Below are 26,970 nucleotides of genomic sequence, written 5' to 3'. Positions count from 1 at the left end.
CCTAGAAGTCCGAGAACCGTACGCCGGGCAAAGACGGAGCGAAGTCTCACGGCGCAAAGTCCTTTGCAATGCGGTTCGTCGAACGGGGGCCGGTGCGGGCCTGCCCAGGCGTGCCAAGCCAACGGCGCATCGGCGTTTCGAACAGGCGCAGCGACAGGATCGAGGCAATGGGCAGGACCACGAAAGCCGTGACCAGCACCGCCACGTTCACCTCTCCATCGCCCAGGTGGAGCCTTGGCGCCGCAAACGACAACACGACCCAGGCCACCGGGATGTGCAACATGTAGAGCGAGTAGGTGAGCTGCCCCAACGGCGCGATCGCGCGAACCGTACGCGCAGCGTGCTGCCGCTGGTCCGCCGCAAGGCCGAACAGCGGGACCAGATAGACGCAGGCGAGCCGCAACAGCGGTGATGCTTCGGCAAGTCTCAACGCCACGAACAGCGCCAGCGTCGCCCACATCAGCGTCGGCGCCCAGACGATGCGGCCAAGCAGCGGGCGATGACAGTCCAGCAGCGCGCCGAACAAGAAGGCCGGCACCGCGCGCAGGACGCCCAGATCATGCGTCCGCTCATACCACGGAGACTCCGCACCGGCGGTCAGCAGCGTGAGCCCTGCGAGGATGAGCAACCACACGCCCCAGGCCAGATGCGGCCGCCGAAGCAGCACCAGGACGAGCGGAAACCCAGCGTACATCGTCATCTCGGCGCTGATCGACCAACTCGGGGTGTTGAAACTGAGGTCCCGGCAGATGCCGAAGGCATGAACCAGAAGCGCGTTGGGAACGAGACACGCCCAGTCGGCGTCCGATCCCGTCCGTCCAAATCTCTCCGCAAGAAGCGCGACCGCGCAGAAAAAGCCCAGCGTCAGCCAGTGGAGCGGAAGCAGGCGCGCCACCCGCTTGCGCAGGAAGCGGCCGAAATCGCGCGGCGTGGCCATGCGACCGCGGTAGAGATCGTGGATCACGATGCCGGAGATGACGAAGAACAGGTCGACGAATTGGCCGAAACCGAACATCGCCTCCAGCCGCACCGGCGGATCCCGCCACGCCACCCACTGCTGGTAGTGAAAGGCTACGATCCCCGCGGACGCGAGGAACCGCAACGCATCCAGGTGCAGGAACTGTTCCGATTCCGGACGCAGCCGAAAGAAATCGATCCATGCGCCAAGACGAGACGAACGCGCGCATGCCGCGGAAACATCGGCCCTCTCCGCGCGTCGCTGCCACAGCCGGTCGATGTACGGGTCGGTCGATGCCACGCGTGCATCCTACCCCCCGACTTCTTCGCGCTCCCATCAAATGACGCATTCGGATCACGTCGAGACCCGTAGGGTACGCAAGCGCGCCAGGAACCGAGCGTTCGCCGGTGCGCCCAAGGGGCAGCCGCATACCCCTTCTTCTGCGGTGTCAGGAGGCGCTTGCCTTGCGCATTCTTCACGTGAGTTCGGTCTATCCGCCCGACGTTACCGGCGGCGCAGAAATCGTGGTCGAGATGCTGGCCGAGGCCCAGGCGCGGCGCGGACATCAGGTGGGTGCCGCCTATCTCGCCCGCGCGGCGGAGCCCGCGCGATCCCGACATGGCGTGACGATACTCCCGCAAGCAACCCGCAACCTGCTGTGGATCGACGACGTGTTTCGTCAGCCCCGGCTGCTGCGCACCGCAAACAAGATCGGGCAGCTTGTGAACTACCGCGCCGCGAGTGACTTCAGCCGGGCGATAGCCGCGTTCCGGCCCGACATCGTCCACACCCATTCAATGGTCGAGCTGCCGCCGATGGTCTGGGATCGGATCGCCGACAGCGGGGCCAAGTCGGTTCATACGCTGCATGACTACGACCTGTTGTGTTCACGCGCTTCCCTGTTTCGGGACGGGAAGAACTGCGAGGGGCTGCACGCGTCGTGCCGGGTGACCGCACAGTGGAAGGCGCGCTTTGCTCGCCGCATCGACGCAGTGGCGGCGGTCTCGAGACCTGTTCTCGACACCCATCATCGCTTCGGCCTCTTTCACGGCCTCACGTCGGAGCGTGCGCGGGTGATCTGGAACGCAGTGCCCGCTGCCGGAACAGGCCCGCGGGAGCGACTGACGAACCACGGGCCGTTCGTGTTCGGCTTTCTTGGGCGGCTGGTTCCGGAAAAGGGCATCGACACGCTGATCTCCGCTTGCCGTGCACTGCCGCCCGACGGCTGGCGGCTGAAGGTAGCCGGCCGTGCGCAGGAGGGTGACTCCGCCTATCGCGAGAAGGCCGCAGGGCTACCCATCGATTTTCTCGGCTTCACCGAGCCCCAGGCCTTTCTGCGATCGATCGACGTGCTGGTGGTACCCCCGATCTGGCGCGAGCCCTTTGGCCTGACCGTGATCGAGGCGTTCGCGCAAGGGGTCCCCGTGATTGGATCGCGGATAGGCGCGATCGCAGATCTGGTGGCGACGATCGACGACGACTGGCTCGTCCCAGCCGGCGACCCCGAGATGCTGGCGGCACGGATGAAGCGCGCACTGACGCAAGGCCGTGAGGCCCTGCCGCAAGCTTCCGCCTTCTCCCCCGTGCTGACGGCGGTTTCCGTCGAACGCATGCTCGACGGCTATGACGCGCTCTACGGAAGCGTGCTCGCAAGGGAGGAGGCGGCATGAGCGCCCGCCCGCTCCGCGTGCTGCACCTCAGCAGCCTCTACCCACCGCACATTGTCGGCGGGGCGGAGCGATCGGTCAGCATGCTTGCGGAGGCGCAGGCGGCCGCCGGCTGGGCCGTGGCCGCCGCATGCCTGTCGCCCGACACCGCGCACGAGGAAGTCCGCAATGGCGTTCGCGTGTTCCGGATGCCGCACGGCAACAACTTCTGGCTGGAAGACTGGCCCAATCATGGCCAGCGCGCGCGCGAATGGGCCAAGTTCAAGCAGCAGGCGAATTTCGGCATCGAGCGCCGCTTTGGCGCAGTCATCGACCAATTCCGGCCCGACATCGTCAACACCCATTCGCTTGTCGATATATCGACGCGCGTCTGGCACGCGGCAAAGCGCCGGGGCGTGCCGATCGTCCACACGTTGCGCGACTTCGACCTGCTCTGCGCGGCAAGCTCCATGTTTCGGGAGACTGGCCCTTGCCAGCATCGCCATTTGAAATGCCAGGTACTGACCTTTGCCAAGCAGTTCGACCAGCGACTGGTATCCGGCGTGACCGCGGTGGGAAGCGAAGTGCTCGCCCGCCATTTGCAATTCGGCTTCTTCGATCACGTGCCCGAAACGCAACGTCGGGTAATCTGGAACACCGCTCGGGTGGAGGGAGTCGACGACACCTATGTGCGCCCGCCGCGAACGGGTCCGCTCACCCTCGGCTACCTGGGGCGGATCAGCCCGGAAAAGGGCGTCGACGTGCTGCTCAGGGCGGTCCGGCACCTGCCCGCGTCCGGCTGGCGGCTGCTGATCGCGGGAACGGCACCAGGCGATCTCGCCCCCTTTCAGCGGCTGGCGGAAAAGCTTCCGGTCGAGTTCATCGGCTTCCAGGCCCCCAAACAGCTGTTCGACCAGATCGACGTTCTGGTCGCCCCTTCCCTCTGGGCCGAGCCGCTGGGGCGGACGGTTCTTGAGGCCTATCAGGCAGGCGTGCCGGTCATCGGCTCGCGCAGCGGCGGTATCGCCGAAATCATCCAGGACTCCGACTGGCTGGTCGAACCGGGCGACGTTCCGGGGCTCGCCAAACGGCTGCAGCGCCTGATGGCGGGTGAGCGACCTGGCCCGCCGGCGGGTCGCGCACGGGTGATGGCCCGGACCACGCCGGAGGCGGTCGCCCAAGGCTTTGCCGAAATCTATGCGACGGTACTCGGACCCCAGAGCGCGACGGCCCGGACGCGATCCGCCGCGCTTGCCGGTCAATAGGCGCCGCGCCGCGTGGCGACACTCAGTGCCGTTCGCACCAGCACCTCGGCATAGATGCGCAGCGTCAACCGCCTTGCCAGCAGGCAGTCCATCGCAACGCGCCGGCGATAGCCGATGTCGTTCCGTCCGCTGATCTGCCAGATGCCGGTGATGCCCGGGCGAACCGAGCAGTAGCCTCGGAAATAGCGGCCGTAGCGCCGCACTTCGGCAGCGACGATGGGCCGCGGGCCGACGAAGCTCATCTCGCCGCGCAGGACGTTGATGAGCTGCGGCAGTTCGTCGAGGCTGGCTCTTCGGAGGAAGTTGCCCAGTCGCGTCACGCGCGGATCGTCCCGCAGCTTGTGATCGCGCGCCCATTCCGCCTGTGCCGCCGGGTTCGACCGCAACAGCCGCGCCAGCCGCGCGTCGGCATCCGCCGCCATCGACCGGATCTTGTAGCACAGGAACGTCCGCCCGCCTCGGCCATAGCGGCGATGCGCGAAGAGCGGCGACGCACCGTCCTGCGCCATCACCGCTCCCATCAGCAGCGCCAGAACCGGGGAAAGCAGAACCAGGAGCATTGCCGCCAGCATCACGTCGAGCATGCGGAGCAAGGCAGCGTTGGCGACGTCGCTGGGCGGCAGCAACGACTGCTCGCGGGAGGCCGGCGGCTTGGCACGATCGCGGATGAAACCGGGCGATAACAACATGAAACTGCACCTCCGAGTGGCGCAGTTAAGGGGCGGCCGGCGCGCCGAAAGTTAATCAAAAGCTAAACGAGCGCGCAGTCCGTCGTACCAGAAACGGTCGAACTACGTCATTTTACATGATTTCCGCATGCTTTGTTGCCTCTTAGTAACCGGGACGGAACAACCCCGCAGTCGATTCGCGGGAAACACAGTATCAGATGGTTAACGCGCGAGCCGAGTAGACGAGTTTCACGCGACCAGTCACGGCACGGTAGTACCTTTGCTCAGGGATAATAGCGCCGCTTCAGGTCAAGCTATCAGGGAAGCTTCGCGACTTCTCACTTCTTACACCCTGCCTTTGTTCGATATCTCAAAGGGAGCACTACGACTATGCTGCTAAAAAAGCCGTACGCGTTGATGTTGCCTTTCCTTGCCCTGGCGGGGTGCTCCTCGAACAACGGCGCCGTTCCGGAGAGGCTGAGTGCTTCTGGCGAGGCGCCATATCTGCCGACGTATCGGTATCCACTGTCCGGCGGTGACAAGTTGCGCGTTGGCGTCTTTGGCGCACCGCAGCTCGGCGGAGAGTTCACGATCGGCGGCTCTGGCTACATTGCTCTTCCCCTGATTGGGGAAGTTGCAGCAAAGGGACTTACCTCGACGCAATTGCAGGACCTGATCGCGCGCAAGCTGGCGGACGGGTACGTCAACGAGCCCAGGGTCTCGGTGGAGGTCCTGACCACGCGGCCCTATTACATCCTGGGCGAGGTCAACAAACCCGGCGAGTACGCCTTTGCCGACGGGCTCACTGTCCAGTCCGCCGTCGCGAAGGCGGGTGGCTATACGTACCGGGCCAAAACCAAGGAAATCACGATCAAGCACGCTGGCGAGACGTCAGCGACGGCCTATGCGCTTACCCCGTCGACACCGGTAGCGCCGGGCGACACGATCGAAGTGCGGGAGCGCTGGTTTTGAGCCGTTCGCTCGCGTCGCGCGGGCGACTGCTCCGCTGCGTCGCGCTGCCGCTCGGCTTCTTCGTTTCCCCGGCCGCCGCGCAGCTGCTCCACGATCCGGAAACGGTGCTCGTCCCCCCGGAGGTACCGATCACAACGGCGGAGTCGGCCTTCAATCGCGGCAACCAGGTGCCCGTCGCGGACCGCATGCTGCCTGCTTTCACAGCAAAGGGGTCGAAGCTCGGCAACTTCGAGCTTTTCCCGGGCGTCGCCATCGGCAGCATCGCCACCAGCAACGTGTTCGCAAACAACGATCGTCGACGCAGCGATCTGGCACTGGTGGTGCGGCCAGAGGCGACGCTTCGAACCAGCCAGGGCCCCTACCGCCTGTCCAGCTACGTTCGCGGCGATTTCCGTCGCTACGCGGACAACAGCAGCGAGAATACAGAAGAAGGGCTGGTCGGGGCGGACGGCGCAGTGATGATCGGCCCGCTCAGCAGCCTGAGCGCCGGCGCAAGCTTCGGCTCCCTGGTTCTGCCGCGCTTCGCGGCGGACTCGCCCGCCAATGCAGCCAAACCGCTCGAATATACCGCCCTGACCAGCTACGTCGGCGGGACCATCGAGGGCGCCAGTACCCGCGTCATCTTCCGCGCACAGGCGAACCGGCTGCGCTTCCGGGACACCCCGGACCGGCTCGGCGGCACCCTCTTCACCCGAGACCGGGATCGTTCCCGGCTCGACGGCTTGTTGCGGGTCGAGCGGGCGGTCAGCCGCACCGTGTCCGTCTACGCCGCCGGAACAGTCAACAAGGTCGACTACCAGCGCCGGCTGGCGGGGGGGCTGGTACGGGATTCCTCCGGCTTCGGCGCGTATGTCGGGTCGAACTTCGACATCACCAACCTGATGCACGGCGACGTCCGCGTCGGATATATCCGGCAGAATTTCGACCTGCCCGGCGTGCGCGCCATTTCGGGGCTGGGACTGCTCGGCACCCTCACCTACTTCCCGTCGCAGCTGCTGACGATCACCGCCCGGGGCGAGAGCAACGTGCTGGACAGCGGCGTGCCCGGTACCACCGGGGTACTGCACCGCGGCGGATCAGTCCGCGGCGATTACGAGTTGCGCCGCTACATCATCGCCAGCCTGGAAGGCGGCTATTTCCACGACAGCTACCGTGGGCAGGACCGCCGCGACAAGCTGCCCTTTGCCGAGGCTTCCGTGATCTACCTGTCGCGCGGCCATTGGAATGCTCGGGTCGGCTACCGCTATCTCGCGCGTCACTGCAACTGCAGCGCCGGCGTCCAGGACTTCGACGATCACCGGCTTACCGCCACCCTCACCCTCCAGTATTGACCGCGAGGAACCCAGCCATGGCTACCGCCCTGATGCGATACGATAGCGTTGCGCCGCCACCTGTCGAGCACCGCCGCGCGGGACTGAACGACCTCATCAAGACGTATCGGCGCCATCTGGGGCTGTTTGCTCTTGTTGCAGGTGCCGTGATGCTGGTGGCGGCGGCACTCACCTTTCTTCAGGTTCCCCAGTACACCGCCACCGCCACGCTGGTGGTCGCGCCCCGGCCGGCAGAAATCGGTTCGGACCGCACCACTGCGCTGAGCGATCCGGCCGCGGACTCGAGCGTCGATACTCAGGTGGAATTGCTGAAGAGCCCGGCGCTTGCTGCAGAAGTGGTCGAACGGCTCAAACTGGATCAACCCGAAGGCTTTGGCCGCCTGATCCGCGAACCGACGCTGCGTGACCGGCTGCCCTTCGGAGCCGGCGAGCCCGCCCAGATGCCCGGCCTTGCAGCGCGGCGCCGGGCCGCGATCGAGCGGCTGTCGCAGGGGCTGGACGTCCATCGTACCGCACAGACCTTCGCGCTTGCGCTCGATTTCACCCACAGCGACCGGCAACTCGCCGCGCAGGTGGTCGACACCTTCGCGCGCGCGTTCGTCGCCGGCTCGGTCGCGGTCAAACGACAGAGCACCAACGCGGCGGGTGCGCTGCTGCAGGGGCAGCTCGCCCGGGCGCGCAAGGAGGTCGGGGAGGCAGACGACGCACTCGGTCGCTACAAAGTTTCTCACAATCTGATGAGTGTGCAGGGGTCGACCATTGCCGAACAGCAGTTGTCGAACCTGGACGCGCAGGTCGCCCAGGCACGCGCCAGCGAAGCGGAGGCCACTGCCCGTCTCCAGACGGCACGGCGCCAGCTGGCCGGCGGATCGAACGGCGAAGATCTGGGCGAAGCACTGACGTCTCCGGTCATCCAGCAGTTGCGAAGCCAGCGCGCGCAAGCCAGCGCGCAGGTGGCCGAACTGTCGGGCCAGTTCGGCTCGAAGTACCCGCCACTCGCCGCCGCGCAGCGCCAGGTCAACGAGATCGACGCACAGATCCAGGGCGAGATCAACCGCACCGTCTCCAACCTGGAGGCGCAGCGGGAGGTGGCCAGCCGGCGTACCAGCTCGATGCTCGCCAGTGCGGGCGCCGCACGGTCAGCAGTGGCGAACAACAACGTCGCCTCGGTCCAGCTTGGCAGCCTTCAGCTCCGGTCCGACACGGCGCACGCGAACTATGCGCAACTGCTGTCGCGGGTGAACGAGGTGAACGCCCAGGCCGCGACGACCCAGGCCGATGCGCGGATCGCAAGCCTGGCGGTGGTACCGCTGCGCCCCTCCTCCCCCAACGTGCCGATCAACCTCCTGGTCGGCGCGCTGATGGCGATCGCCGCCGGGATCGGCGCGGTATTCCTGCGCCAGGGCACCGACCGCGGCATCCGGACGCTTGAGGATGTGGAGGGGCGCCTGCAGCTGCCGTATCTGGCGGGGCTTCCAACGCTGCGCTCGTCCGTGCGCAACACCAACGGAAGCGATCCCGTAAGCGCACTGCTCGAACATCGAGACTCGGCCTATGCGGAAGGGTTCCGCAGCCTGGCCGCCTCCGTCCTGCAGGCCGCGGGAAAGGGCAACGTCCGCTCGATCGCTCTGACTTCCGCGCTCCCGAACGAGGGCAAGACGACGGCCGCGATCGGCCTCGCCCGCATGCTGGCGCTCAGCGGCTCGAAGGTGGTGCTGGTTGATGCCGACATGCGGCGGCCAAGCGTGGCCGATGCGCTCGGCCTGCGCCCGGCAGCGGGGTTGCAGCATGTCCTCGACGGAGAGGTCTTGCTCGACGAAGCGCTGATCCACGACGAAGGAAGCAACGCCGCAATCCTCCCGATGCTGCGGACCGGAAAGGCGAGCACGGCGTCGCTGAACGACGGCAGCTTCGACCGACTGCTGGAGCAGTTGAAGGCGCGGTTCGATGTTGTGGTGCTCGACGCAAGCCCGGTTTTGCCGGTGGTCGACGGCAGGCTCGTCGCCAAGAAAGCGGACGCGACTGTGCTGCTGGTCCGGTGGCGCAAGACGCCCGATGCAGCCGTTGAGATGGCGTCGCACATGCTGGAGGCACTTGGCGTGTCGATGACCGGCGTTGCCCTCACCCGTGTAGACCTCCAGGCACTGGCGCGATCCGGCTACGGCGATCCGGCGCAGTTCATGGGGTCGTACAGCAGCTACTACAGCAACTGATCGGGGCGGTGTGGCATGACGGACGCACGCATGCAGCGCATCCCCACCGGGATCGCAACGCGCGCTATCGGCACCGAACTCCTGTTGCGGCGCCTCTATGCACTGAAGACGCTTAATCCGGACGAAGTCGAGCTCGTGGCATCGCTTGATAGCAAGCCGAGGCGCCATGAGCCGGGAACTGCGATCTGTCCGAAAAGCGACGGCAGTCCCCATCCCCGCCTTATTACCTCAGGCTGGGCCTGCCGGCCGCGGATCACCGCCGACGGCCGCCGCCAGATGCTCGGCATTCTGCTGCCAGGGGACCTGATCGGCGACCGCGGGGAGGCGCGCCCCCTTACCACCAGCCCGGCGGTGGCGTTGACGCCCGTACGCACGGTAAGCGTGGCCAAGCTGTTCGACGCGCTCGCCGCCACACCGCAGAACTACCCGAATCTGGTCGCGGCGCTGAACAAGATGGACCTGATCGAAGAGGCGCGACTGCTCGATCTGGTGGTCCGCCTCGGCTGTCACACCGCCATACAGCGCGTCGCCGGGTCGCTTCTGGAATTTTACCAAAGGTCGTCCTTCATCGGCTTCACCCATGAGGGCACGTTTCCGATGCCGCTCACCCAGGAGAAGCTGAGCGACCTGCTTGGGCTCAGCCTGGTACACGTCAACCGCGTGATCTCGCAGCTTCGCAGAGAAAAACTGGTCGAGATCCGCTGCGGCATCGTTGCGATCCATGACTTTGCAAGGCTGTCGTTGCTGGCCGACCGTGCCGATCCGTCCCGGCCGAACTGACAGTTATTTGCAGACCTCGCAAAAGCCCATCAATTGATGCGTCCACAACACCGAATACACGAGATACCACCGCCAACAACTACAACTGGATTTGGGGTGGATACATGGTCTCGGACAATCGTCTTGTCAGACTCGCCTTGAATACGTCAGCGCTCGCGATCGCTCTGACCACCCTATCGCCGGCGCAGGCGGACCCGTTGAAGCCTGAATACTCGCCTGCTGCCGACAACGGAAGCGGCGTCAACTCGGAAGAACTTGGCGTCATCGATATCTTTCAGCGCACGACGACGATCGAGGGTGACTATGTTCTTCAAGGCACCAGCGCTCGGCGCTTTGAATACGACACGCGCAGCCTCGCGGAGCGCGAACAGCAGGGCGAGATCCTCTCAGGGTACGAGGCGCTAGAGGGACAAAGCGTTCTGGAGCTCACGCCTGAGCGGAAAACGCAGGCCGTGACCTATCCCGACATGGTTCAAGGGACGCGGCAAGCCTCGCTCGTGTACGATAACGACCTTCTGACGGAAGTAGCGAGCGGAAGCGCGCCCACCGTCACCTACGTGGATACCGGTGGGCCGGTTTATGGCGACCTGCGGCTTGCGAACATCAGCCAATCGACCGTCACCATCGCCACGGGTGACAAGGGCAGAAGCATCTTCGACTCCGCCAATTTCGCGCTCCTGACCGCCGACAGCGGCTCAACGCTGTACAATGTCACCGGCAACAGCGTCATCGTCTACGACTCCATCACTGCGACGATGCACGGCGACGATCAGGACGGACTCGCGCAGGATGCCACCACCACACTGTCGGGCCGGGTGACGCGCTATTCAGGCGTGGAGTTCGGCGCCGGCGACCGGGTCACCGACCTTGCCAGCCTGAAGCGCTACAACGACAGCCTGATCGCGGAGCTCACCTCCGGCCAGATCACGCCGGAGACGTATGAGCAGCGTATCCAGGCCGCCGTCACGACCACGAACGAGCCCGTCGTCGTTCGCACGCCGCAGATCCCGACCTATTCCGCGCCTGCGACCACCAGTGACCCGCTGTTCATCGCGCTGCACGGCTCCGCCATGACGACGACCGAGGACTCGCAGCTGGTCGGCGTGTTCGTCGCTGACGGAAACAGCGACGGCGGCTCCACCCTGATCCTGGCGCGCAACGGCTCGACCGTCGTCAACAACGGCACCATCGTCCAGGGCGGCACTGGGGTCGGCATTCGCGTGACGGACGAAGGCAGCGCCCTCACCAACGCGGCTACGGGCGTGATCGGCGTCGGGTACGAGACCCTCGACCGATCAAGCGGCAGGCCGCTTCCTACGGGGTATACCGACTATGACGGCGCCACCTTCAACACCGTCGCCATCCGCGCGACGAATGGCGCGGTGGTCAACAACCTCGGCATCGTCAACGTCTCGAACCGCGACATCACCGGGCACGATGAGGAACCGCGGCTGGGCAAGGGCAACATGGGCGTGGTCGTCAGCAGCGGCGCGCAAGCTATCAATGGGGGGACCATCCTGATCGGGGGCGGTGACAGCGCGGTTGCCAACACCCGCGACCGGTTCGATGGCGCGGTCGGCATGGGCGTGTTCGACGGCGGCACGGCGACCAACGCAGCGGCAGGCGTGATCCGCATCGGGTCCAGCTTCGCCGGCAACCGCAGCGACCTGGACAGCCTCGTCGACGTCCAATCGGTCAACCAAGCCTCGGGCATGGTGTCCATGGGTGGCGGCGGAACGATCCTCAACGACGGCCTCATCAGCATCGGCGGGCTCGCGCAGAACGCCAGGGGCATGCTCGTCGGCGGAGACGGCAACCGGGCGGTGAACTCCGGCACCATCGTGCTGGGTTCGAGCCAGCTGGATGGGGTGAGCGCGCAGAACGTCGGCATCTCCGTCCTCGGCAGCAACGAGATGGATCAGGTTCACGCCATCAATGCCGTGGACGGGGCGATCATCGTGAACGGCACGAACAGCATCGGCCTGCTGGTCCGCAATGGCGTCGACGGAGGCGCGGCACGCGGCATCAACGACGGGCTGATCGACGTGGACGGCAGCCTCTCGGGTGACCGGCTGCGGAACTATGGCATCTTCGTCGACAATGCCGGTTCGAGTGCGGTCAACAATGGCGAGGTCGTGCTGCGCGGTCAGGGTGCGATCGGCATCCATGCCCGCAACGGCGCGACGGTGATCGAAAGCGACACCGGAACCCTCGATTTCACGAACGCCGACCAGATCGGCTATTATGCGCTTGGAGCCGGATCCACCATCGTGACGGCGGGCGTTACCGACGTCGACACCCGGGGATCGACGGGTCTCCGGATCGAAGGCGGCGCCAACGCCACCGGCAGCGGACTGCGCATGATCGTCTCGGGCGCCAGCGCCTATGGCGTCGTCGCCTCAGGCGCGTCCGAACGGGTCACCTTCGACGGGGCGGGCGCGGCAATCGTCGTTTCCGGCAGCGGTTCTGCCGGCATCCGGATCGAAGGCGGCGCCACGGGGGTGCTGGACGGCAGCAGTGCGATTACCCTTGCGGGCGACACGACGACGGCCGCGGTCATCGACGGTCAGGCCTTTGGGCTGGACGGCACCGCCGCGGGGGCGCCGGTCGCAACCACCGCGCTTGTCAGCAGCGCCGCGCTCGCCGCGGATCACGACACGCTTACCGGTTATGTCGTGCGGAACGGCGGGCAGCTCCAGCACAGCGGCACCATTGCATTCAGCGGGACCGACAACATCGGCATCCGTATCGCCGGAACGGCAACGGCCGCCACCCACATGGGGAGCGTGGCGCTCGCCGGCAGTGGGATCGGCGTGGCCGTGTCGGGCGGACGCCTGTCCAACCAGGGGAGCATCACGGTTGCCGATGGCACCGGCATTCTGCTGGATGGCGTCGGCTCCACACTGGTCGGATCCAGCATGTCCGCCGTCATCGTGAATGATGGCGTGGCGGCGCTGCGCGTCACCAACGGCGCGGCCGTGGAAACGAGCGGTTCCTTCACCGCCGGCGGCACGGCGCATGCCGTGTTGGTGGACATCGGCAGCGGCAGCGTCTTGCTGGCCGACGGCACCCTGACGACGAGCGGCAGCGGGAACGGACTCGAAAACGCCGCGAACAGCGGGGCGATCCGGTTGAACGGCACCGCAATCGCAGTGACCGGCTCCGGCTCCGGCATCCGCACGGCGGTGACGCTCGATCCCGCAAGCACCGCGACCATCACCGCGGCCGGGACGGACAGCACCGGCTTCACCTTCGCCGCCGCGGACGGTGCGGCAACGACGGGCGACCTGACGCTGGGCGCGGGCTTTGCAATCACTGCCAGCGGCACCGGCGCCACCGGTGTGCGGCTGGCGACCGGTGGCAATGCCACGCTGACGGGTACCGTGTCCGTGACGAGCGCCGCAGGAGGATCCGCGCTGGTCGCCGGCCCGGCAGCGTCCGTCACCAACACGGGGACGTTTCGCTCGATTGCGAGCGCGCCCGTGATCGACCTGACCGGCGGAACGCAGTCATTCACCACCAGCGGTACGATCGCCGCCGCCTCCCCCGGCGCGATCGCGATCACGGGGGGCGACAACGGCCAGGCGGTTACGGTCTCGGGCGGCGAGATCTCTGGGGCGGTCGTGCTCGGCAGGGGCGCGGACACCGTCCTCATGACGGCAGGCACGTTGACCGGATCTCTCGCAACCGGCGAGGGCGACGACAGCGTTACCTTCCGCGGCATCACCGAGGCCAATCTTTCCGGAACGACCAGCATCGCGGGCGGCGGCGTCGGCGGCGGCAACGACGTTCTGACCTTTGAGCAAAGTACGACGGCGGGGACGCGGCGCCTGACCGGGTGGAATGCCATCCACCTGGTCGCATCGACGCTTACCTCGGACGGTGACGTGATGCTGGCCGGTGGCACGCTAACGATCGACGCCGCTTCCACTTTCCTGGCCGGCGGAGGGACCAACACGGTGATCGCAGGCAACGGCAGCAAGGCGACCGTGGTGAATGCGGGCCGGATCGACCTGACGAATGGGGCGTCCGGTGCGACCGACCGGCTGGTGATCCGTGGCGACTATGTCGGGCAAAGCGGCACGCTGGCGCTCGACACGGTGCTCGGACCCGACGGCTCGCCCTCGGACCGGCTGGTGATCGACGGCGGCGCGGCGAGCGGCCGCACCGTGATCGCAATCACCAACCTGGACGGATTGGGTGCGGCGACGACCGGCGACGGCATCCAGATCATCGAAGGCATCAACGGCGGCACCACCACTGCGACCACCACCAAAGACGCTTTCGTGCTGGCCGGCGGCGAGATCAATGTCGGCGCGTTCGAGTACCGGCTCTACGCCTCCGACATCGCGGGCACTGGCGAGGGATGGTATCTGCGCACCCAGGCCACGAGCGTCGACGATCCTACCTACCGCGTCGAAGCGCCTTTGCTGGCTGCCCTTTCGGGCTGGCTGCGGCAGGGCGATCTCGACATGCTGAGCACCTATCATCGCCGAATGGGAGATCGGGTCGGCAGCCGCGAGGGCGCGTCCGGGTTCACAGTACCGGGACGGCTCTGGGGGCGGCTTCTGCTAGACGACCACCACTATCGTCAGTCGGGCACGGTCAGCCCGGTGGTCGACGGTCGCACCCATGGCTTCCAGCTGGGTATCGACCTTTTCCAGTTCGGCGACGCCCGTGGGCGCCACGACATCGGCGTCTATGGCGGCTATGCCGACGGCAAGGCGCGCGTCCGCGGCTCTGCGAGCGGAACACGGGACCTGTACGTGGGCGATCTCCACCCCGACACCGTGTATGCCGGCGCCTATTGGACCTATTCCACCGCACGTTTCTACGTCGATACCGTCGTGCAGCACAGCTGGTATGGCGGCCATGCCGGGTCCGTGAACAATACCCATGTCGGCATCGACGGCACGGGCGCCCTCGCTTCAGCCGAGATCGGCTATTCCATGCCGTTCCTCTCAAGCTGGTCGATCGAGCCGCAGGTGCAGCTGATCGCCCAGGGCGTTTCGCTCGATCGTGTCGCCATTCCGGCCGCCGACGTGGTCTATGACAACGACACGTATCTGACCGGGCGGCTCGGACTGCGCGTGCGGGGCGACTATGTCGTCGGACGGGGAAGCGTTCAGCCTTACCTGCGCGCGAACCTGTGGAAGGGCTTCGCATCGTCCGACCGGACGATCTTTGTCACCTCAGCCGCGATCACTGCTGTCGAGACGCGCACCTCCTCGTTCTGGGGAGAAGCGGGTGGCGGGCTGACCTGGGCGGCGACTCCGCAACTCGCGCTGTTTGGCGAGGGAACCCACCGGTTCGCGCTCGACGGCGGACAGGGCGTGGTAGGCCATTCGACGGGAGGGTCGGTGGGCGCAAAGCTCAACTTCTAGCGGGAGGTCAAAATTTTGCCCCACGGTTACAATACCTTAACCCCTCCCCGCCAGTGGGAAGCCGTTTTTTGCCGGTCATGGCGATCGGCGGCGGGACGGGTTGGAGGTTGATTCCGATGGTAAGCGCACTTGGGGCGATGGACATGACGGCCGCCTTGCAGGCCGATCTCGACAGTGCCATCGCCGCCCGGCGAGCCTGGTCTGTGCCTGCGGGCGGCAATCGGCTGACCAGCACCGGCCTTGGATACGGCAGCAACGCCATCATCAACATGGTTGGCGACCTGTATAACGATCACGGGCCGCTGGTCGGCACGCTCTATTGCCTGACGAACCGCTCGAGCGCCCGACTGCACAACGTCACCATCATCGGCAAGGGCGGGTCGTTCGTCGGCGCGGCTACGGCGCCGAATGGGGCTACCCGCAAGGGATTGGGGATCGTGAAGGTGGACGGCTTCGTCGTCACCGGCGCCCGCACCGACGGCCCGCTTACCGGGTTCGGCATGGAAGTGAAGGATGCCACCGGGGGCGTGCTGACCGGCCTCGTGCTCAACGCCGGCGCGAACGTGGCCGGCGCCGACGGGCTGCACTTCTTTGGCGCGTGCCAGCGCGTGTCGGGATCGAACATCGTCATCTCAAGCGGCGACGACGCCCTGTCCTTCACCCATGAGAACGGCGAGTCGATGAATGCGCTGATGGAGCGGATCACCCTGTCGGGCCTGACGCTCAACAGCGCCGCCTATTCCTGCATCAAGTTTCACGTCAACGCGACCACCGGCAAGGCGACGATCCGCAACATCCGGCTCTCGAACATCAAGGGGGCGATCCTTTCAGGCCCGACGGGCTGTCCGCTGATCATGGAGAACAAGGGGGTCGCACAAGGCTGCGTCATCGACGACGTGGTGATCCGCGACGCGGACCTGACGTTTGGCGAGAAAACCACCCAGGACGGACCCTGCGCGTTCTTGACGGACGTGAGCAACGTGCAGCTGCTCAACATGAAGCTGCGGGGGCGTCGGCGCGGGCAATTCCTGCGTGCGATCCGCTGTCGGGGATTGACCCTGACGGGCGAGCTTTGGGAGACAATCCCCGGAAGCGCAGCCGGCAACATGATCCAGCTTGAACAGTGTGGCAACTACCGGATCGACGTGATTGTACGCTCGGCGACGGGTGCGCGCTTGGGTGTGATCCAGGCGTCCAACACCGGCGTCGACACCGGGATCCGGTCGCTGGGTATCACCGGCGCTTGATCTGAACGCCGATGGCCGGGGAGAGCAGCGACGCTCATGCCCGTTCAGCTTTTACCCGAGGATGGCTCCGCTGCTGCCGACCAGCAGCGGAGCAGGCCCCTTTTCTCGCTTTGGCCACGATCTCGGCCGGCCGGTCGCGGTTTTCGCCCGTTGCGGCCGCGTCGAGGCCTCTGACAGAAAGTCGTTGTTTTACTGTGTGTTAACAGAATCTCGGTAGCGGCGGCACATGGAAAAAGCAGTTTTTGCGCTTGGTCGCCGCGACGTGCTCCGTTCCGGCGGCGGCATCCTTGCGGTGTTTCTCGGATCCTCCCTTCTGGCCGGTTGCGGCGGCGGCTCCTCCGAAGGGACGGTGGTTGTCGCCCCTGATGTAGAAGGGTTGGCGGCATCCACCCCGCCGTCCTCGACCAAGATCACGTCCGCGGACTCCTGGATGAACTTCGTGTTGGCGATCCAGTATGTGGGGGCGCAATTCTATGGCGCCGCGAGCGGGAGCCCCCTGCCCGCCGCGCTTCAGGGGGGCACCGGCACCCAGGGAAGCGTCAGTGGAGGGCGCAGCGTGGCCTTCGCCAATCCGCTGATCGGGCAATATGCTGGCGAGTTCGCCGCAGACCAGATCGCCTCGATTACCGCAATTCGCCAGGCGCTTGGTACCGCCGCGGGAGCTCAGCCGACGGTGGACCTCTCCAGCAGCGCCTTTGGCCGTGTCGGTGAAGCGGCTGGATTGGGCAGCGGCTTCGATCCATTCGCGGACGAGACCAGCTTCCTGCTGGGCGCGCTGGTCATCGAGCACGGTGTGGCTGCAGGCTATCGTGCCATGCTGACCGAGGGCGTCGCTGCGGACGCCGAGGGGATGCTGACCAAGGCGATGGGTGACTCGATCTATCGCGACGGCGTAATCCGGGCACTGCTGGCGACCCGCGCGGAGGAAACCCCGGCGCTTGCCGATACCGTGTCCGCAGTGTTCGCTGTCCTGGCCGCACTTCAGACCGGTGACTCGGCGCTGCAGGTCTCGCAGAGCGGCGATCAGCCCGTTGCGGACGTTCCCGACGGCAACGGTTACCCGATCGCGTTGGTTCGAAACACGGACGAGATGCTTCGGCTGCTGTCTCTCAATCCCTCCGCTACCAGTGGCGGCCTGCTTCCCCAAGGCATCAACGGGACTGACCTAGTCGCATAGTCCGAGCCTTCAGGTCGGGCAGGTCGTCGCCGCTGTCACGGGTTCGGCGTCTGAGCCGAATGCCAAGCTCCCGATAGCATCGGACCACCTCGTCCGACTGGACGGGTTCAGCATCACGCTCGAGGCGCCGGCGCTCCCGCCGAGGGATTGGCGGAAGCGCAGGTTTAGGGGCCGCCCTGCTCGGTGGCCTCACACCCTGCGAATACGTCGCCAGGATCCGGATCCTCAGAGCGAGACCGCTCCATCGTCGATCCGATCCACCAGATGCCGGGACTGAACATCGTCGCTGGTACAGCAGCGCCGATGGCGAGAAACGAAAACGGCGGATTCAGACTTGATCCTGCACGTCGCCATGTGCCCGGCCGGCGAGGCGAGCGACGGCCAGGCCGCCGGTCACGTTGCCAAGGGTACGGAATACGTCCGGGACCGTCTCGATCGCCAGCAGCAAGGGCAGCAGGACCACCGGCACGCCCATCGCCAGGCATACCGGCGCGATGATCGCGAAGAACGAAACCTGGGCCGGCAGTCCGACGGCCGCCACGCTGATCAGGGCTGCGATCACCGCCCCGATTGCCAGCGTCGCAGGTGCGATGTGGACGCCATGAACCTGCGCGAGATACAGGGCGACCGCCACATTTGCCGCGGCACTTGCCATGCGGAACAGCGACACCGCGAGCGGCAGGACAATGCCTGCCGGCGCGCGCTCCACGCCCAAGGCGGGCGCCGCCTTCACCATCGCGGGCAGCGAGGCGAGCGACGATTGGGTGCTCACCGCGATGATCTGGGCCGGCAGCACCGCGCGCGCAAAGGCCAGCGGATGAATCCGGCCCAGCACCGCCACACACCCATAGGCGAGCACCACGGCGGCCAGGCAGGCGAGGATCACCACCACCACATACTGCGCCAGCACGCCTGCTGCGCCGCTGCCCAGCCGCTGCCCGACGCCGAAGGCAAGCGCCAGCACGCCGAGCGGTGCGATCCACAGCACCCACTGGACGATCACCAGCATCGTGTCGGCGATGCCCTGCATCAAGCGGCTGACCGCCATTCGCGGCTCGGCCTCGATCCGGCTGGCGGCGAGGCCGAACACCAGGGCGAATAGCACCACGGGCACCATTGCCGTTTCCGCCGCCGACTTGATCGGGTTGGTGGGGATGATGTTGGACAGCCAGTCGGTGGAAGATGGCGCCGCCGGCGCTGGACCGCCAACGCTTGCCAGCGCGGCAGCAGCAGGCGGCAGCGGCCAGAACTCGAGGATGGCCGTGGTCACGCCGATGCTGACGAAACAGGCGGCGAGCAGCAGCACGGCAAACCACAGCAGTGCACGCCCGGCCACCTGGGCACCGGACGCGTGGACCGCCGCACCCATGACCCCGGTGACCAGCAGCGAAAAGACGAGCGGCACCACCGTCATGGTCAGCGCGTCCAGCCACAGCTTGCCGACGGGCTGAGCGATCGCCCCGACAGTGCCGCCGACCCCCGTGCCGGCAAGCACGCTGCCTGCCACTAGGCCAGTGACCAGCCCCAGCAGGATCCGGACCGAGGGGGTGTTCAGCGCCACGCGCGCGCGCTCAACCGGCGTCGCGCGTCACGACCAGCCCGACTGCGGCAATCCGTTCGACATCTGCATAGGCCGGCTGATCCAGGTCCTCGCTGAAGATGTCGGGATCCAGTTCGTGGTAGACGAAGCGCCACTCACTGCCCCGGAACGCCCGGGTAAGCTCGTCCAGCAGCACATCGCGGCCATCGACGATCGACACGCCGGTATGCAGGATGAGCTGTCCGCCCGGCACCAGCTTGCGCGCGCCGGCGATCACCCAGTCGAGCGACAGCCGCGCGCCGTAGAGATCCCCGCCGTGGCGATAGGCGCGATCCTGATCGTCCATCATGAAGGGCGGATGGGTGACGATGAGGTCATAGGCGTCGGGAACGTCGCCAGGGGCTGTCGCCTCGACCGTCCGATGCTCAAGCCCGGCGAACTCGGCGTTGATGGAGGACAGGAACAGTGCCTTGGGGTTGATGTCCGCCAACGTCAGCACGCTGCCCGACTGCTGGCGTGCCGCGGAGATGCCGCCGACACCTGCCCCCGCGCCGTAATCCAGGATGCGACCGCCCGGGGCGAGTGCAGCCATGCGCGCGACGATGAAGTCGGCGAAGCGGTAGCTGTCGGGTCCCAGGAAGACGGAGTCGGCGGCCAGGGTCGGGAACGCCGAATGCAGGAACAGCGTGCCGAGCACGGATGACACCCGGACGCGTGCCTTGAGCATGCCGTCCTGCTCTTCGAGCGCGCCGGCGGCGCGCAGCAGGTCGAGCACGTCGGGCGCGATCATTTCCGGGGTGAACGGCAGGCTCCAGCCCAGCACGTCGCGCAGGGCACGTGCCTGCTGTCGGCCCGGCCGGGCCACGATGCGCGTGTGCGTGCCCGGCGTCGGCGTGACGAAGCGATAGCCCTGCGCTTCCAGCAGCCGCAGCAGGCTCAGCAAAGCCGCACGGTCGAACGCCGACGCCTCGCCATCGCGGGAAGTGGTGAATGACATGGTGGCCCCCTCTTGTCGGCAATCAACGCTCAACCGCTCGTTTCGGAAGCCGTTCCAGGCAGTTCCCGAATTGATGGCGATGATCGCTGCCGAAGCCCGCAGAATAGTCTCGCGCGATCACGAAGAATTTCCGCTGATCTTAACTTGAATCAACCATTCAGCAGGTCTGCGCCTACACAGATCAAGGCGAATAGCCGGTTCGCGCGCTAGCCCTGCTGTCCTGAAACAGGTCGGTCACGCTGCGACGAGGAGTAGCGCGACCAGCTGCCGGACCATTTGAAGTCGACACCCTCGCCCGTCGGCATCCTGCCGGCAGATGCTCCTCCCCGAAGAGCACTGGCTGAGCACCGGATCGTGAGAAGATGATGACCCCATGCAACGGCGCAGTGATGGTCTTGGACGCCGACATGTTCGAGGCGGGATATGTCGCCACGACGCTGCAGGCGCGTGGATTGCAGGTGGTGGGGCCGTTCGGGGATGCGGAGCAGGCGCGATCGGCCCTGGCGCGAGAGCCGAAGGTGCGCGCGGCTGCGGTGGCGCAGGACATGGCAATCGCAGCCCCGGAGTTGCTCGACGCGATGCGCAGTGACGGCGTGCATGTCCTGCTGCTTCTGCCTAGCGTCGCGGACGCCGCGTCCCACGTGTCGGGGGACGTGCTCGCAAAGCCGTTCGCCGCCTACCAGGTCGCCGACTGGGCGAGCGCAATCCTGGTCGGCGAAGAGCGCGATGCTCGCCCAGTACAGAACGTCGTCTATCTGCGCGCGGCCGAAGCGGAGCTGCCCGAAGCATAGTCCTGGACGCCGCAATCGCCGACCCGGCGATCACCGGGCATCGCCATCAACACCCGGTCGATGGTCAGGCGTCGAGCTGCACGCGGCGTCCCTCCCGCGCGGAACGGTAGATGGCTTCAATCACCCGCAGGTCCGCCAGCCCTTCCTCGCCTGGCACCAGCGGCTGCGTGTCGTCGAGAATGCATTCGGCGAGATGATCGAGCTGGCCCGCATGCTGTCCCTTGCCCGCCGCCACCGCTCGCGGCTCCGTGCGGCCGTCGCGGTTCACGAACATCTTGTGGCCATCATATCCGGTGGCCGGCTCCAGCTCGATCCGGCCCTTCGTGCCGATCACGCGATATGCGTTGTGATTGGAGCTATAGCTCGACACGCAGGTCGCCTCGATCCCCGACGGGAAGCGCAGCAGGAAGGTGATGCGGTCTTCCACCGTGCGGAAGCGCGGGTCGGAGCGGTCGGTGGATTCGATCGCGCTGACGGCGACCGGCTCTTCGCCTGTCAGGTAGCGCACGGCATTCAGACTGTAGATGCCGATGTCCATCAGCGAACCGCCGCCCGACAGGGCGCGATCGAGGCGCCACTGATTGGGTTGGGCGTTGAAGCCGTGTTCGGAGGTGACGATCCGCGTCGGGCCGACGAACCCCTCGCGCGCCAGCTGGATCGCAAGCCGATTATGCGGCTCGAACCGCGAGCGATAGCCGATCATCAGCTTGCGTCCGGCTGCGCGACATGCATCGATCATCGTCCGGCACTCAGCGGCCGAAACCGCCATCGGCTTTTCGCACATCACGTGCTTGCCCGCTCGTGCCGCCCGCACCGTGTATTCGGCGTGCATCGAATTCGGCAGGATGACGTAGACCACGTCGACATCCGGATTGTCGCGGATGCGGTCGAACGTTGCGTAGCTGTACCGATGCGTCGGCGGGATCTGGTAGCGAGCGCCGAATCGCTCGAGCTTTTCCGGCGTGCCGCTGACCAGTGCGGTCAGGCGGGCGTGCTCGCATTCGGCGAACTTCGACATGATCAGCTCGGCATAGCCGCCCAGCCCCACGATCGCGTAGCCGATCTTGCGGTCCCGCGGGGCGGCGCAGGCGCCGCTCGCTGCAGCTACGACAAGACCGGCGCCGATGCCGGCCATGATCGTGCGACGGTCCGTCTCGCGCATGACCTCTCCTGATAACCGCGTCAGCGTCCAGGCGCTGCAAGCCCGGAGGCTATCATCGTCGTCCAGGCAACACTATCGAAGATGATACGGTCCGCATTCGCTGGAGCGCAGGGAGCGCCATGGTCCTTGTAGACGAAGGCGCACAGGGGCTGGCCTACCCCTCCCCGACTGCGTTTCTCGAATAGGACGACGATCGTCGCACAGGCCATGGCGGCGCAGTGCAAGGTTCCAGGACTGGCGGTTCCAGCGCTGAGCGGCTGCCGGCAGCAGACGCAGCCCCCGAAACTTGTCTATTCATCAGCGCTCCACGATGGGAGATAGGCGGGGTGTCGCCGGCCGAGCACCGGTACATAGGCATCATTGTAGAACTGGATGAGTTCGGGGCCCCACCACACCAGCATCGGGTAGCGCGAGGTCAGCATGATCTCGACGGCGGACTTGAGGCTCGACGGCCAATCGGACGCGCAACCAAGTGGCGTCTGCGACCAGTCAAACGCGGCGATACGGGAGCGCATTTCGCCACCGCTCAACAGGTTGCGATAGGCTCCGTCCGCTTCCGCCATAGGATCTTGCATCCCGACTCCGCCGCTCGTTGAAGTTAATGCCTATCCTCAACGGGATGGCAAGGAGACGAACGTCCCACCCCTTGATCATTGGCCCAAAGCCGTCGGTGCAATCCGGGGCGGTCGGTCGCGAAACGCACCACCCCTGAACCAGCGGCTCCGCCAGCCTCTATCTTGGATCATCGCGCCAAAACCCAACATAGTTAAGGGTACGCCCGTCCGGGACCGGTCAAGCTGATGTATGTTGGCGATGAAGGGTGAGTCATGGAGATTGGGCCAAGGCAAGCTGCGCTGAGATTGTTTCTCCTCCGCCTGGAAGTGCGCTCGCAGATCAGCGCTTCCGAGCGGGAGGCTGTTCTTTCCCTCAGCGGCCAGCCGCAAAAGGTGGTGGCGCATCACGATTTCGTCCGCTTGGGCGATGAGCTTGAGGATGCCTGCCTCGTCGTGGACGGCCTTGTTGCCCGTTTCGCGCAGTTGGAGGACGGCAGCCGCCAGATCGTCAGCCTGCACGTGCCTGGCGACATGGTCGACCTCTACTCGCTCATGCTCCCGAGGGCGCCGTCGCCGTTGCAGGCGCTGACCAACGTGACCATCATCAAGGTGCCGCATCGGATCTTGCGCGAACTCGCCTTCGAACACCGCGGCCTCTCATCCGCATTCTGGCGAGACTGTGTGGTTGATGGCGCGATCGTGGCGCAGTGGCTGGTGAACGTCGGCCGGCGCAACGCGCGCGGACGCATCGCACACCTGCTCTGCGAAATGGCGGTGCGCTACGCCCAGATCGGCGCGCTGGCGAACGGCAGCTTCCCCCTGGCGATCACGCAGGACCAACTCGGCGAGGCGCTCGGGCTCACCTCGGTGCACGTGAACCGCTCCATCAAGACCTTGCGCGAAGAAGGCCTGATCCAGATGATACGCGGAAGCGCCACCATCCTCGACTGGGCTGGCCTGACCTCGGTCGCCGAGTTCGATCCCGGCTATCTGCACCTTCCCTTCGCCCCCGAACGACATGGGATGGCGAATGTCCGTCAGGTCCGCTGAACCGCCAGAAGCTGTTCGGCGACCCTGGCGGCGTGATGCGCGGTGATGGGCTTTTCGATGCGCACCGTGGCAGCGAATTCTGCGGGCAGCGCGGTTCGATCATAACCGGTCACGAATGCGAACGGTATCCCGCGGCGGGCCAGCTCTCGCGGCACTTCGAAAGACATGCCCTGCCCGAGGTTCAGGTCGACCAGCGCGCAATCGGGCGCGTCGACAGCCAGCGCGTCCGTGACACCGGCCGCATCGCAGAAGGGCCCGACGACTTCGGCACCCGCCGCCTCCAGCGCGTTCTGCAGGTCCGACGCGAGATAGTAATCATCCTCAAGCACGAGGATGCGCGCCCCGACCAAGCTGCTCTTGCTGGTGCTCATCGTCATCGGCCTCCTGCGTCCGTCTGGAGAATGCTCTCGCCTGCAACCAGCGGGAACTCGATCCGGCTTTCCAGGCCCCCCGGTTTGAGGCTGAAGCTGCCATGCCCCTTCAGCTCATACGGGATGCGGCGGGAGATAAGTTCAGAGCCAAACCCCTGGCGGCGCGGCACTGCGTCGATGATCGGCACGCCGCGCTCACGCCAGTCGATCACCAGCCAGTCCTGTGCGCCGCGCGTTTCCGACCGCCAGCGCACCTCCAGCCGGCCGGTTCGCCGCGAGAAGGCGCCGTACTTCGTCGCGTTGGTGGCGAGCTCATGGATCGCGAGCGTCAGCACCTCGGCGCTTTTCGGTGAGATGGCGATCTCGACACCTTGCAGGCTGATCTGATCTTCATCCACTGCTTGCGCGAGAAGCTCGTCGCGGATGAGCATTTCCAGATCGACCGCCGTTCCCGCCGACCGGGTCAACAACACCTGGGTGCGCGCCAAAGCCGATATGCGGCCCTGGAGGTGCTGAACATACTCCTCCGTCGGTCGCTCGCCGTCGTTGGATCGGTTGATCATCGCATGGGTGACCGCGAGGATATTGCGGACACGATGCTGGAGCTCGGCGAGCAGGACCTGCTGACGCTCTTGCAACCGGCGCAGGTCATCGACGTCGGTCGACGTGCCGAGCCACTCGACGATGGCGCCGGCGCTGTTGCGGACCGGGGTCGCACGAGTCTGGAACCAGCGATATCGCCCCTCGCGGGCATGGCGGATGCGATAGTTGGCATGAAACTCGCCGCGCTCAAGCGCCCCGGCCCAGACCGCCATGGCCGCATCGCGATCGTCGGGATGGACTGCATGGAGCCATCCACGACCGTGGCTCTCCGGCGCCGCCTGACCCGTATAGTTCGTCCATTGCGGGCTTGCCCAGGTCCAGTTGCCGCCGTCCACCGCACGCCAGACGAGTTGCGATACGCCTTCGAGCAACGCCCGCAAGAACTGCTCGCTCGCCGCCAGTGCCGCCTCGGCCCGCGCGCGCTCGGCAGCGGCCCAGGTACGTTCGGCAATCTCCTGGATGAGCGTCACCTCCTCATCCGTCCAGTTTCGCGCATGGACGCAGTGCACGCCGAACTCTGCGACCAGCCGCCCCCGCTTGGAGAGGGGGGCGATGATGGCAGCGCGGACACCGGCCTCGCACCACGCGGCGCGCTCCGCCGCCCCAAAGGCCGGATCGCTTGTCACATCCGTTACGACGAGCGGCTCGCCCCGATAACGGGCGGCCATCGTGTGCGCGCCGAACCCGCTGAAGGTGAAATGGTCCGGAAACCTGCCGATCAGCGGCTGGCCGGCAGCCGACTGGCGGATGCATTGCGCCCGTATCGTTCCTGCCTCTGCGCCGTGCTCGCCCTCGACTTCGGCATACATGGCGCGGTCGGCGACGAGGTGCTCTACCACCAGCCGCGTCGTTGTCGCCTGGACGTCGCCCGCGTCCCGGGTGAGCCGCAGCGCGTCACTGAGTTCCAGCAAAAAGGCCTGCCGCTCCTGCAACGCTCGCAGTGCCCGCTCGGCTTCCACCCGGTCCGTCACGTCGACGGACACACCGACGTGCCCGGCATAGGCACCTTCGGCGTCCAACACCGGCTGCGCGTGGTTTTCGAACGAACGCCATGCGCCATCGTGGCGCTGGAGGCGGCTGGAGTTTTGCCACGCCCGCTCGGCTCCGACGCCCGCGAGATAATCGGCGATATAAGCCGGCGCGTCGTCGGGATGGATCAGCGTATGCCAGCCGGCGCTGCGGATATCCTCCGCCGACCTTCCAGTGAGCTCCAGAAACTGGCGATTGATGAACAGGTTTTCGCCCTTCGCATCATTGCGCCAGATGAGCGCGGGAGCGGTGTCGGCCAGCGTGCGGAACTGCTCCTCGCTCTCCCGAAGAGCCGCTTCGACCTTCTTGCGTGAGGTGATGTTGGTGAACAGGACGGCAACGCGGTTCTGCTCGCGGTCCAGGGGAAAGATATTGAGGTCGAAGATCAAGCCGAGCGTGGCCTCGGGTTCCTCCACCCGCAGCGGTTCGCCGCTGTCCAGTGCTTGGCCATAGAGTTCTGTCCAACGCGGGTTCGGGGAACCGAGCAGTTCCGTCGCCGTCTTGCCGACCGGCCAGGGCATGGTGGTGTGTTCCACGAAGGCGCGGTTGACCTCAAGGAACCGAAAGTCCTCCCAGCGGCCGTGATCGTCTTTCAGAACTTCGACCACAGCATAGGCCTCATCCATAGACTCGAACAGGGCGCGATACCGCTCTTCACTTTCGCGCAGTGCCGCCTCGGCCTGCTTGCGGTCATCGATGTCGATGTTCAGGCCGAGCCACTTCTCGATGCTTCCGTCCGCATCGAGCAAGGGCGCAGCGCGAACATTGGTCCAGCGCCACCCGCCGCCCGGGGCACGGAGGCGGAACTCGGCGTCCACGGGCTTGCGTGCCGCGATCGCTCCCCGCCATTGCTGCTCGGCATAGGCTCGATCGTCGGGATGAATCGCGTCCAGCCAGCCATAGCCGAGCCACTCCTCCCGAGTCTGGCCGGTGTAGGTCCGCCAGCTTGGGCTGTCGGTCACTACGACGCCGGCGGCATCGGTTTCCCACACGGCCTGCGCCCAGACGTCGACAAGCAGGCGATGCCGCGCTTCGCTCTCCCGTATGGAGGCGTGAAGCTCGGCATTCTCGCGCAGCAGGCCCTCCGCTGCAGCGAGTCTGCGCTTCAGTTCGCTATTCTCCTGGCGCAGGTCCATGCCCGATCAACGCACGAGGCGGCGTTGCGGCACACGGGTGATCCCATCGAGGCTCGACTTAATTGAGGTTCCGAAAGGGAACGGACATGAGCGACC

At 66.1% G+C, this 26,970-nt stretch carries 19 protein-coding genes; 11 read left to right on the top strand and 8 right to left on the bottom strand.

All coding sequences use genetic code 11. The features are described 5' to 3' along the window. Positions 1-46 precede the first annotated feature (46 nt). Complete coding sequence (locus tag LK533_RS07915; protein WP_229362253.1) at positions 47-1,258, bottom strand: acyltransferase family protein; 1,212 nt, start codon at positions 1,256-1,258, stop codon at positions 47-49. A 164-nt stretch (positions 1,259-1,422) separates the two neighbouring features. Between LK533_RS07915 and LK533_RS07910 the strand changes: the two genes are divergently transcribed. Both LK533_RS07910 and LK533_RS07905 read left to right on the top strand, forming a co-directional pair. Continuing rightward, positions 1,423-2,628 carry a glycosyltransferase family 4 protein gene (locus tag LK533_RS07910; protein WP_229362252.1) on the top strand — a complete coding sequence of 402 codons (1,206 nt, stop codon included), beginning with the start codon at positions 1,423-1,425 and terminating at the stop codon, positions 2,626-2,628. Then, the gene (locus LK533_RS07905) at positions 2,625-3,869 is read left to right on the top strand and encodes a glycosyltransferase family 4 protein (protein WP_229362251.1); all 1,245 of its coding nucleotides are present in this window, start codon (positions 2,625-2,627) and stop codon (positions 3,867-3,869) included. The genes LK533_RS07910 and LK533_RS07905 overlap by 4 nt, the downstream gene beginning before the upstream one ends. Here LK533_RS07905 and LK533_RS07900 read toward each other — a convergent pair. Then, the gene (locus LK533_RS07900) at positions 3,863-4,558 is read right to left on the bottom strand and encodes a sugar transferase (RefSeq protein ID WP_229362250.1); all 696 of its coding nucleotides are present in this window, start codon (positions 4,556-4,558) and stop codon (positions 3,863-3,865) included. The genes LK533_RS07905 and LK533_RS07900 overlap by 7 nt on opposite strands. 369 nt (positions 4,559-4,927) lie before the next feature. Between LK533_RS07900 and LK533_RS07895 the strand changes: the two genes are divergently transcribed. The 7 genes from LK533_RS07895 to LK533_RS07865 all read left to right on the top strand — a co-directional run bounded on the left by LK533_RS07895 (position 4,928) and on the right by LK533_RS07865 (position 17,641). Beyond that, complete coding sequence (locus LK533_RS07895; RefSeq protein WP_229362249.1) at positions 4,928-5,509, top strand: polysaccharide biosynthesis/export family protein; 582 nt, start codon at positions 4,928-4,930, stop codon at positions 5,507-5,509. Beyond that, positions 5,506-6,840 (top strand): outer membrane beta-barrel protein, encoded by a 1,335-nt coding sequence (locus tag LK533_RS07890; RefSeq protein ID WP_229362248.1) that lies wholly within the window; start codon positions 5,506-5,508, stop codon positions 6,838-6,840. The genes LK533_RS07895 and LK533_RS07890 overlap by 4 nt, the downstream gene beginning before the upstream one ends. Positions 6,841-6,857: 17 nt before the next feature. Further along, entirely contained in the window at positions 6,858-9,053 is a 2,196-nt protein-coding gene (locus tag LK533_RS07885; protein ID WP_229362247.1) for a GumC family protein, read from the top strand. Between the two features lie 15 nt (positions 9,054-9,068). Continuing rightward, entirely contained in the window at positions 9,069-9,833 is a 765-nt protein-coding gene (locus tag LK533_RS07880) for a Crp/Fnr family transcriptional regulator (RefSeq protein ID WP_229362246.1), read from the top strand. Positions 9,834-10,030: 197 nt separating this feature from the next. Beyond that, complete coding sequence (locus LK533_RS07875; RefSeq protein WP_229362245.1) at positions 10,031-15,217, top strand: autotransporter domain-containing protein; 5,187 nt, start codon at positions 10,031-10,033, stop codon at positions 15,215-15,217. Positions 15,218-15,294: 77 nt separating this feature from the next. Continuing rightward, positions 15,295-16,464, top strand: coding sequence for a hypothetical protein (locus tag LK533_RS07870; RefSeq protein WP_229362244.1), 1,170 nt, complete (start codon positions 15,295-15,297; stop codon positions 16,462-16,464). A gap of 262 nt (positions 16,465-16,726) precedes the next feature. Then, complete coding sequence (locus LK533_RS07865; RefSeq protein ID WP_229362243.1) at positions 16,727-17,641, top strand: ferritin-like domain-containing protein; 915 nt, start codon at positions 16,727-16,729, stop codon at positions 17,639-17,641. A gap of 328 nt (positions 17,642-17,969) precedes the next feature. On the opposite strand, the gene LK533_RS07860 is transcribed toward LK533_RS07865, so the two are convergent. Beyond that, positions 17,970-19,202, bottom strand: coding sequence for a dicarboxylate/amino acid:cation symporter (locus LK533_RS07860; RefSeq protein ID WP_229362242.1), 1,233 nt, complete (start codon positions 19,200-19,202; stop codon positions 17,970-17,972). Between the two features lie 10 nt (positions 19,203-19,212). After that, on the bottom strand, positions 19,213-20,178 hold the full coding sequence (locus LK533_RS07855; RefSeq protein ID WP_229362241.1) for a methyltransferase: 966 nt from the start codon (positions 20,176-20,178) through the stop codon (positions 19,213-19,215). Positions 20,179-20,567: 389 nt separating this feature from the next. Between LK533_RS07855 and LK533_RS07850 the strand changes: the two genes are divergently transcribed. Then, entirely contained in the window at positions 20,568-20,969 is a 402-nt protein-coding gene (locus LK533_RS07850) for a hypothetical protein (RefSeq protein WP_229362240.1), read from the top strand. A 64-nt stretch (positions 20,970-21,033) separates the two neighbouring features. Here LK533_RS07850 and LK533_RS07845 read toward each other — a convergent pair whose 3' ends face one another. Together LK533_RS07845 and LK533_RS07840 are read right to left on the bottom strand one after the other, a co-directional pair. After that, positions 21,034-22,131 carry a Gfo/Idh/MocA family protein gene (locus tag LK533_RS07845; protein WP_229362239.1) on the bottom strand — a complete coding sequence of 366 codons (1,098 nt, stop codon included), beginning with the start codon at positions 22,129-22,131 and terminating at the stop codon, positions 21,034-21,036. Between the two features lie 290 nt (positions 22,132-22,421). Beyond that, entirely contained in the window at positions 22,422-22,706 is a 285-nt protein-coding gene (locus LK533_RS07840; protein ID WP_229362238.1) for a hypothetical protein, read from the bottom strand. A gap of 252 nt (positions 22,707-22,958) precedes the next feature. On the opposite strand from LK533_RS07840, the gene LK533_RS07835 reads away from it, so the two are divergent. After that, positions 22,959-23,735 carry a Crp/Fnr family transcriptional regulator gene (locus LK533_RS07835; protein WP_229362237.1) on the top strand — a complete coding sequence of 259 codons (777 nt, stop codon included), beginning with the start codon at positions 22,959-22,961 and terminating at the stop codon, positions 23,733-23,735. Here LK533_RS07835 and LK533_RS07830 read toward each other — a convergent pair. Together LK533_RS07830 and LK533_RS07825 are read right to left on the bottom strand one after the other, a co-directional pair. After that, complete coding sequence (locus LK533_RS07830; RefSeq protein ID WP_229362236.1) at positions 23,723-24,106, bottom strand: hypothetical protein; 384 nt, start codon at positions 24,104-24,106, stop codon at positions 23,723-23,725. The two genes, LK533_RS07835 and LK533_RS07830, sit on opposite strands and share 13 nt — an antisense overlap. Positions 24,107-24,108: 2 nt before the next feature. Next, positions 24,109-26,874, bottom strand: a complete 2,766-nt coding sequence (locus LK533_RS07825) for a PAS domain S-box protein (RefSeq protein ID WP_229362235.1) — start codon at positions 26,872-26,874, stop codon at positions 24,109-24,111. Positions 26,875-26,970 lie beyond the last annotated feature (96 nt).

The organism is Sphingomonas sp. PL-96 (genome assembly GCF_020707215.1).
GTDB lineage: Bacteria > Pseudomonadota > Alphaproteobacteria > Sphingomonadales > Sphingomonadaceae > Sphingomonas.
Note: the sequence above shows the minus strand (reverse complement) of the source record. Positions and strands in the feature narration are given on the sequence as shown.

Coding starts and splice junctions, on each gene's coding strand:
- LK533_RS07905 (WP_229362251.1), top strand. CDS start 2,625: ATGAGCGCCCGCCCGCTCCGCGTGCTGCACCTCAGCAGCCTCTACCCA.
- LK533_RS07900 (WP_229362250.1), bottom strand. CDS start 4,558: ATGTTGTTATCGCCCGGTTTCATCCGCGATCGTGCCAAGCCGCCGGCC.
- LK533_RS07895 (WP_229362249.1), top strand. CDS start 4,928: ATGCTGCTAAAAAAGCCGTACGCGTTGATGTTGCCTTTCCTTGCCCTG.
- LK533_RS07885 (WP_229362247.1), top strand. CDS start 6,858: ATGGCTACCGCCCTGATGCGATACGATAGCGTTGCGCCGCCACCTGTC.
- LK533_RS07880 (WP_229362246.1), top strand. CDS start 9,069: ATGACGGACGCACGCATGCAGCGCATCCCCACCGGGATCGCAACGCGC.
- LK533_RS07870 (WP_229362244.1), top strand. CDS start 15,295: ATGGCGATCGGCGGCGGGACGGGTTGGAGGTTGATTCCGATGGTAAGC.
- LK533_RS07855 (WP_229362241.1), bottom strand. CDS start 20,178: ATGTCATTCACCACTTCCCGCGATGGCGAGGCGTCGGCGTTCGACCGT.
- LK533_RS07850 (WP_229362240.1), top strand. CDS start 20,568: ATGGTCTTGGACGCCGACATGTTCGAGGCGGGATATGTCGCCACGACG.
- LK533_RS07845 (WP_229362239.1), bottom strand. CDS start 22,131: ATGCGCGAGACGGACCGTCGCACGATCATGGCCGGCATCGGCGCCGGT.
- LK533_RS07840 (WP_229362238.1), bottom strand. CDS start 22,706: ATGCAAGATCCTATGGCGGAAGCGGACGGAGCCTATCGCAACCTGTTG.
- LK533_RS07835 (WP_229362237.1), top strand. CDS start 22,959: ATGGAGATTGGGCCAAGGCAAGCTGCGCTGAGATTGTTTCTCCTCCGC.
- LK533_RS07830 (WP_229362236.1), bottom strand. CDS start 24,106: ATGAGCACCAGCAAGAGCAGCTTGGTCGGGGCGCGCATCCTCGTGCTT.
- LK533_RS07825 (WP_229362235.1), bottom strand. CDS start 26,874: ATGGACCTGCGCCAGGAGAATAGCGAACTGAAGCGCAGACTCGCTGCA.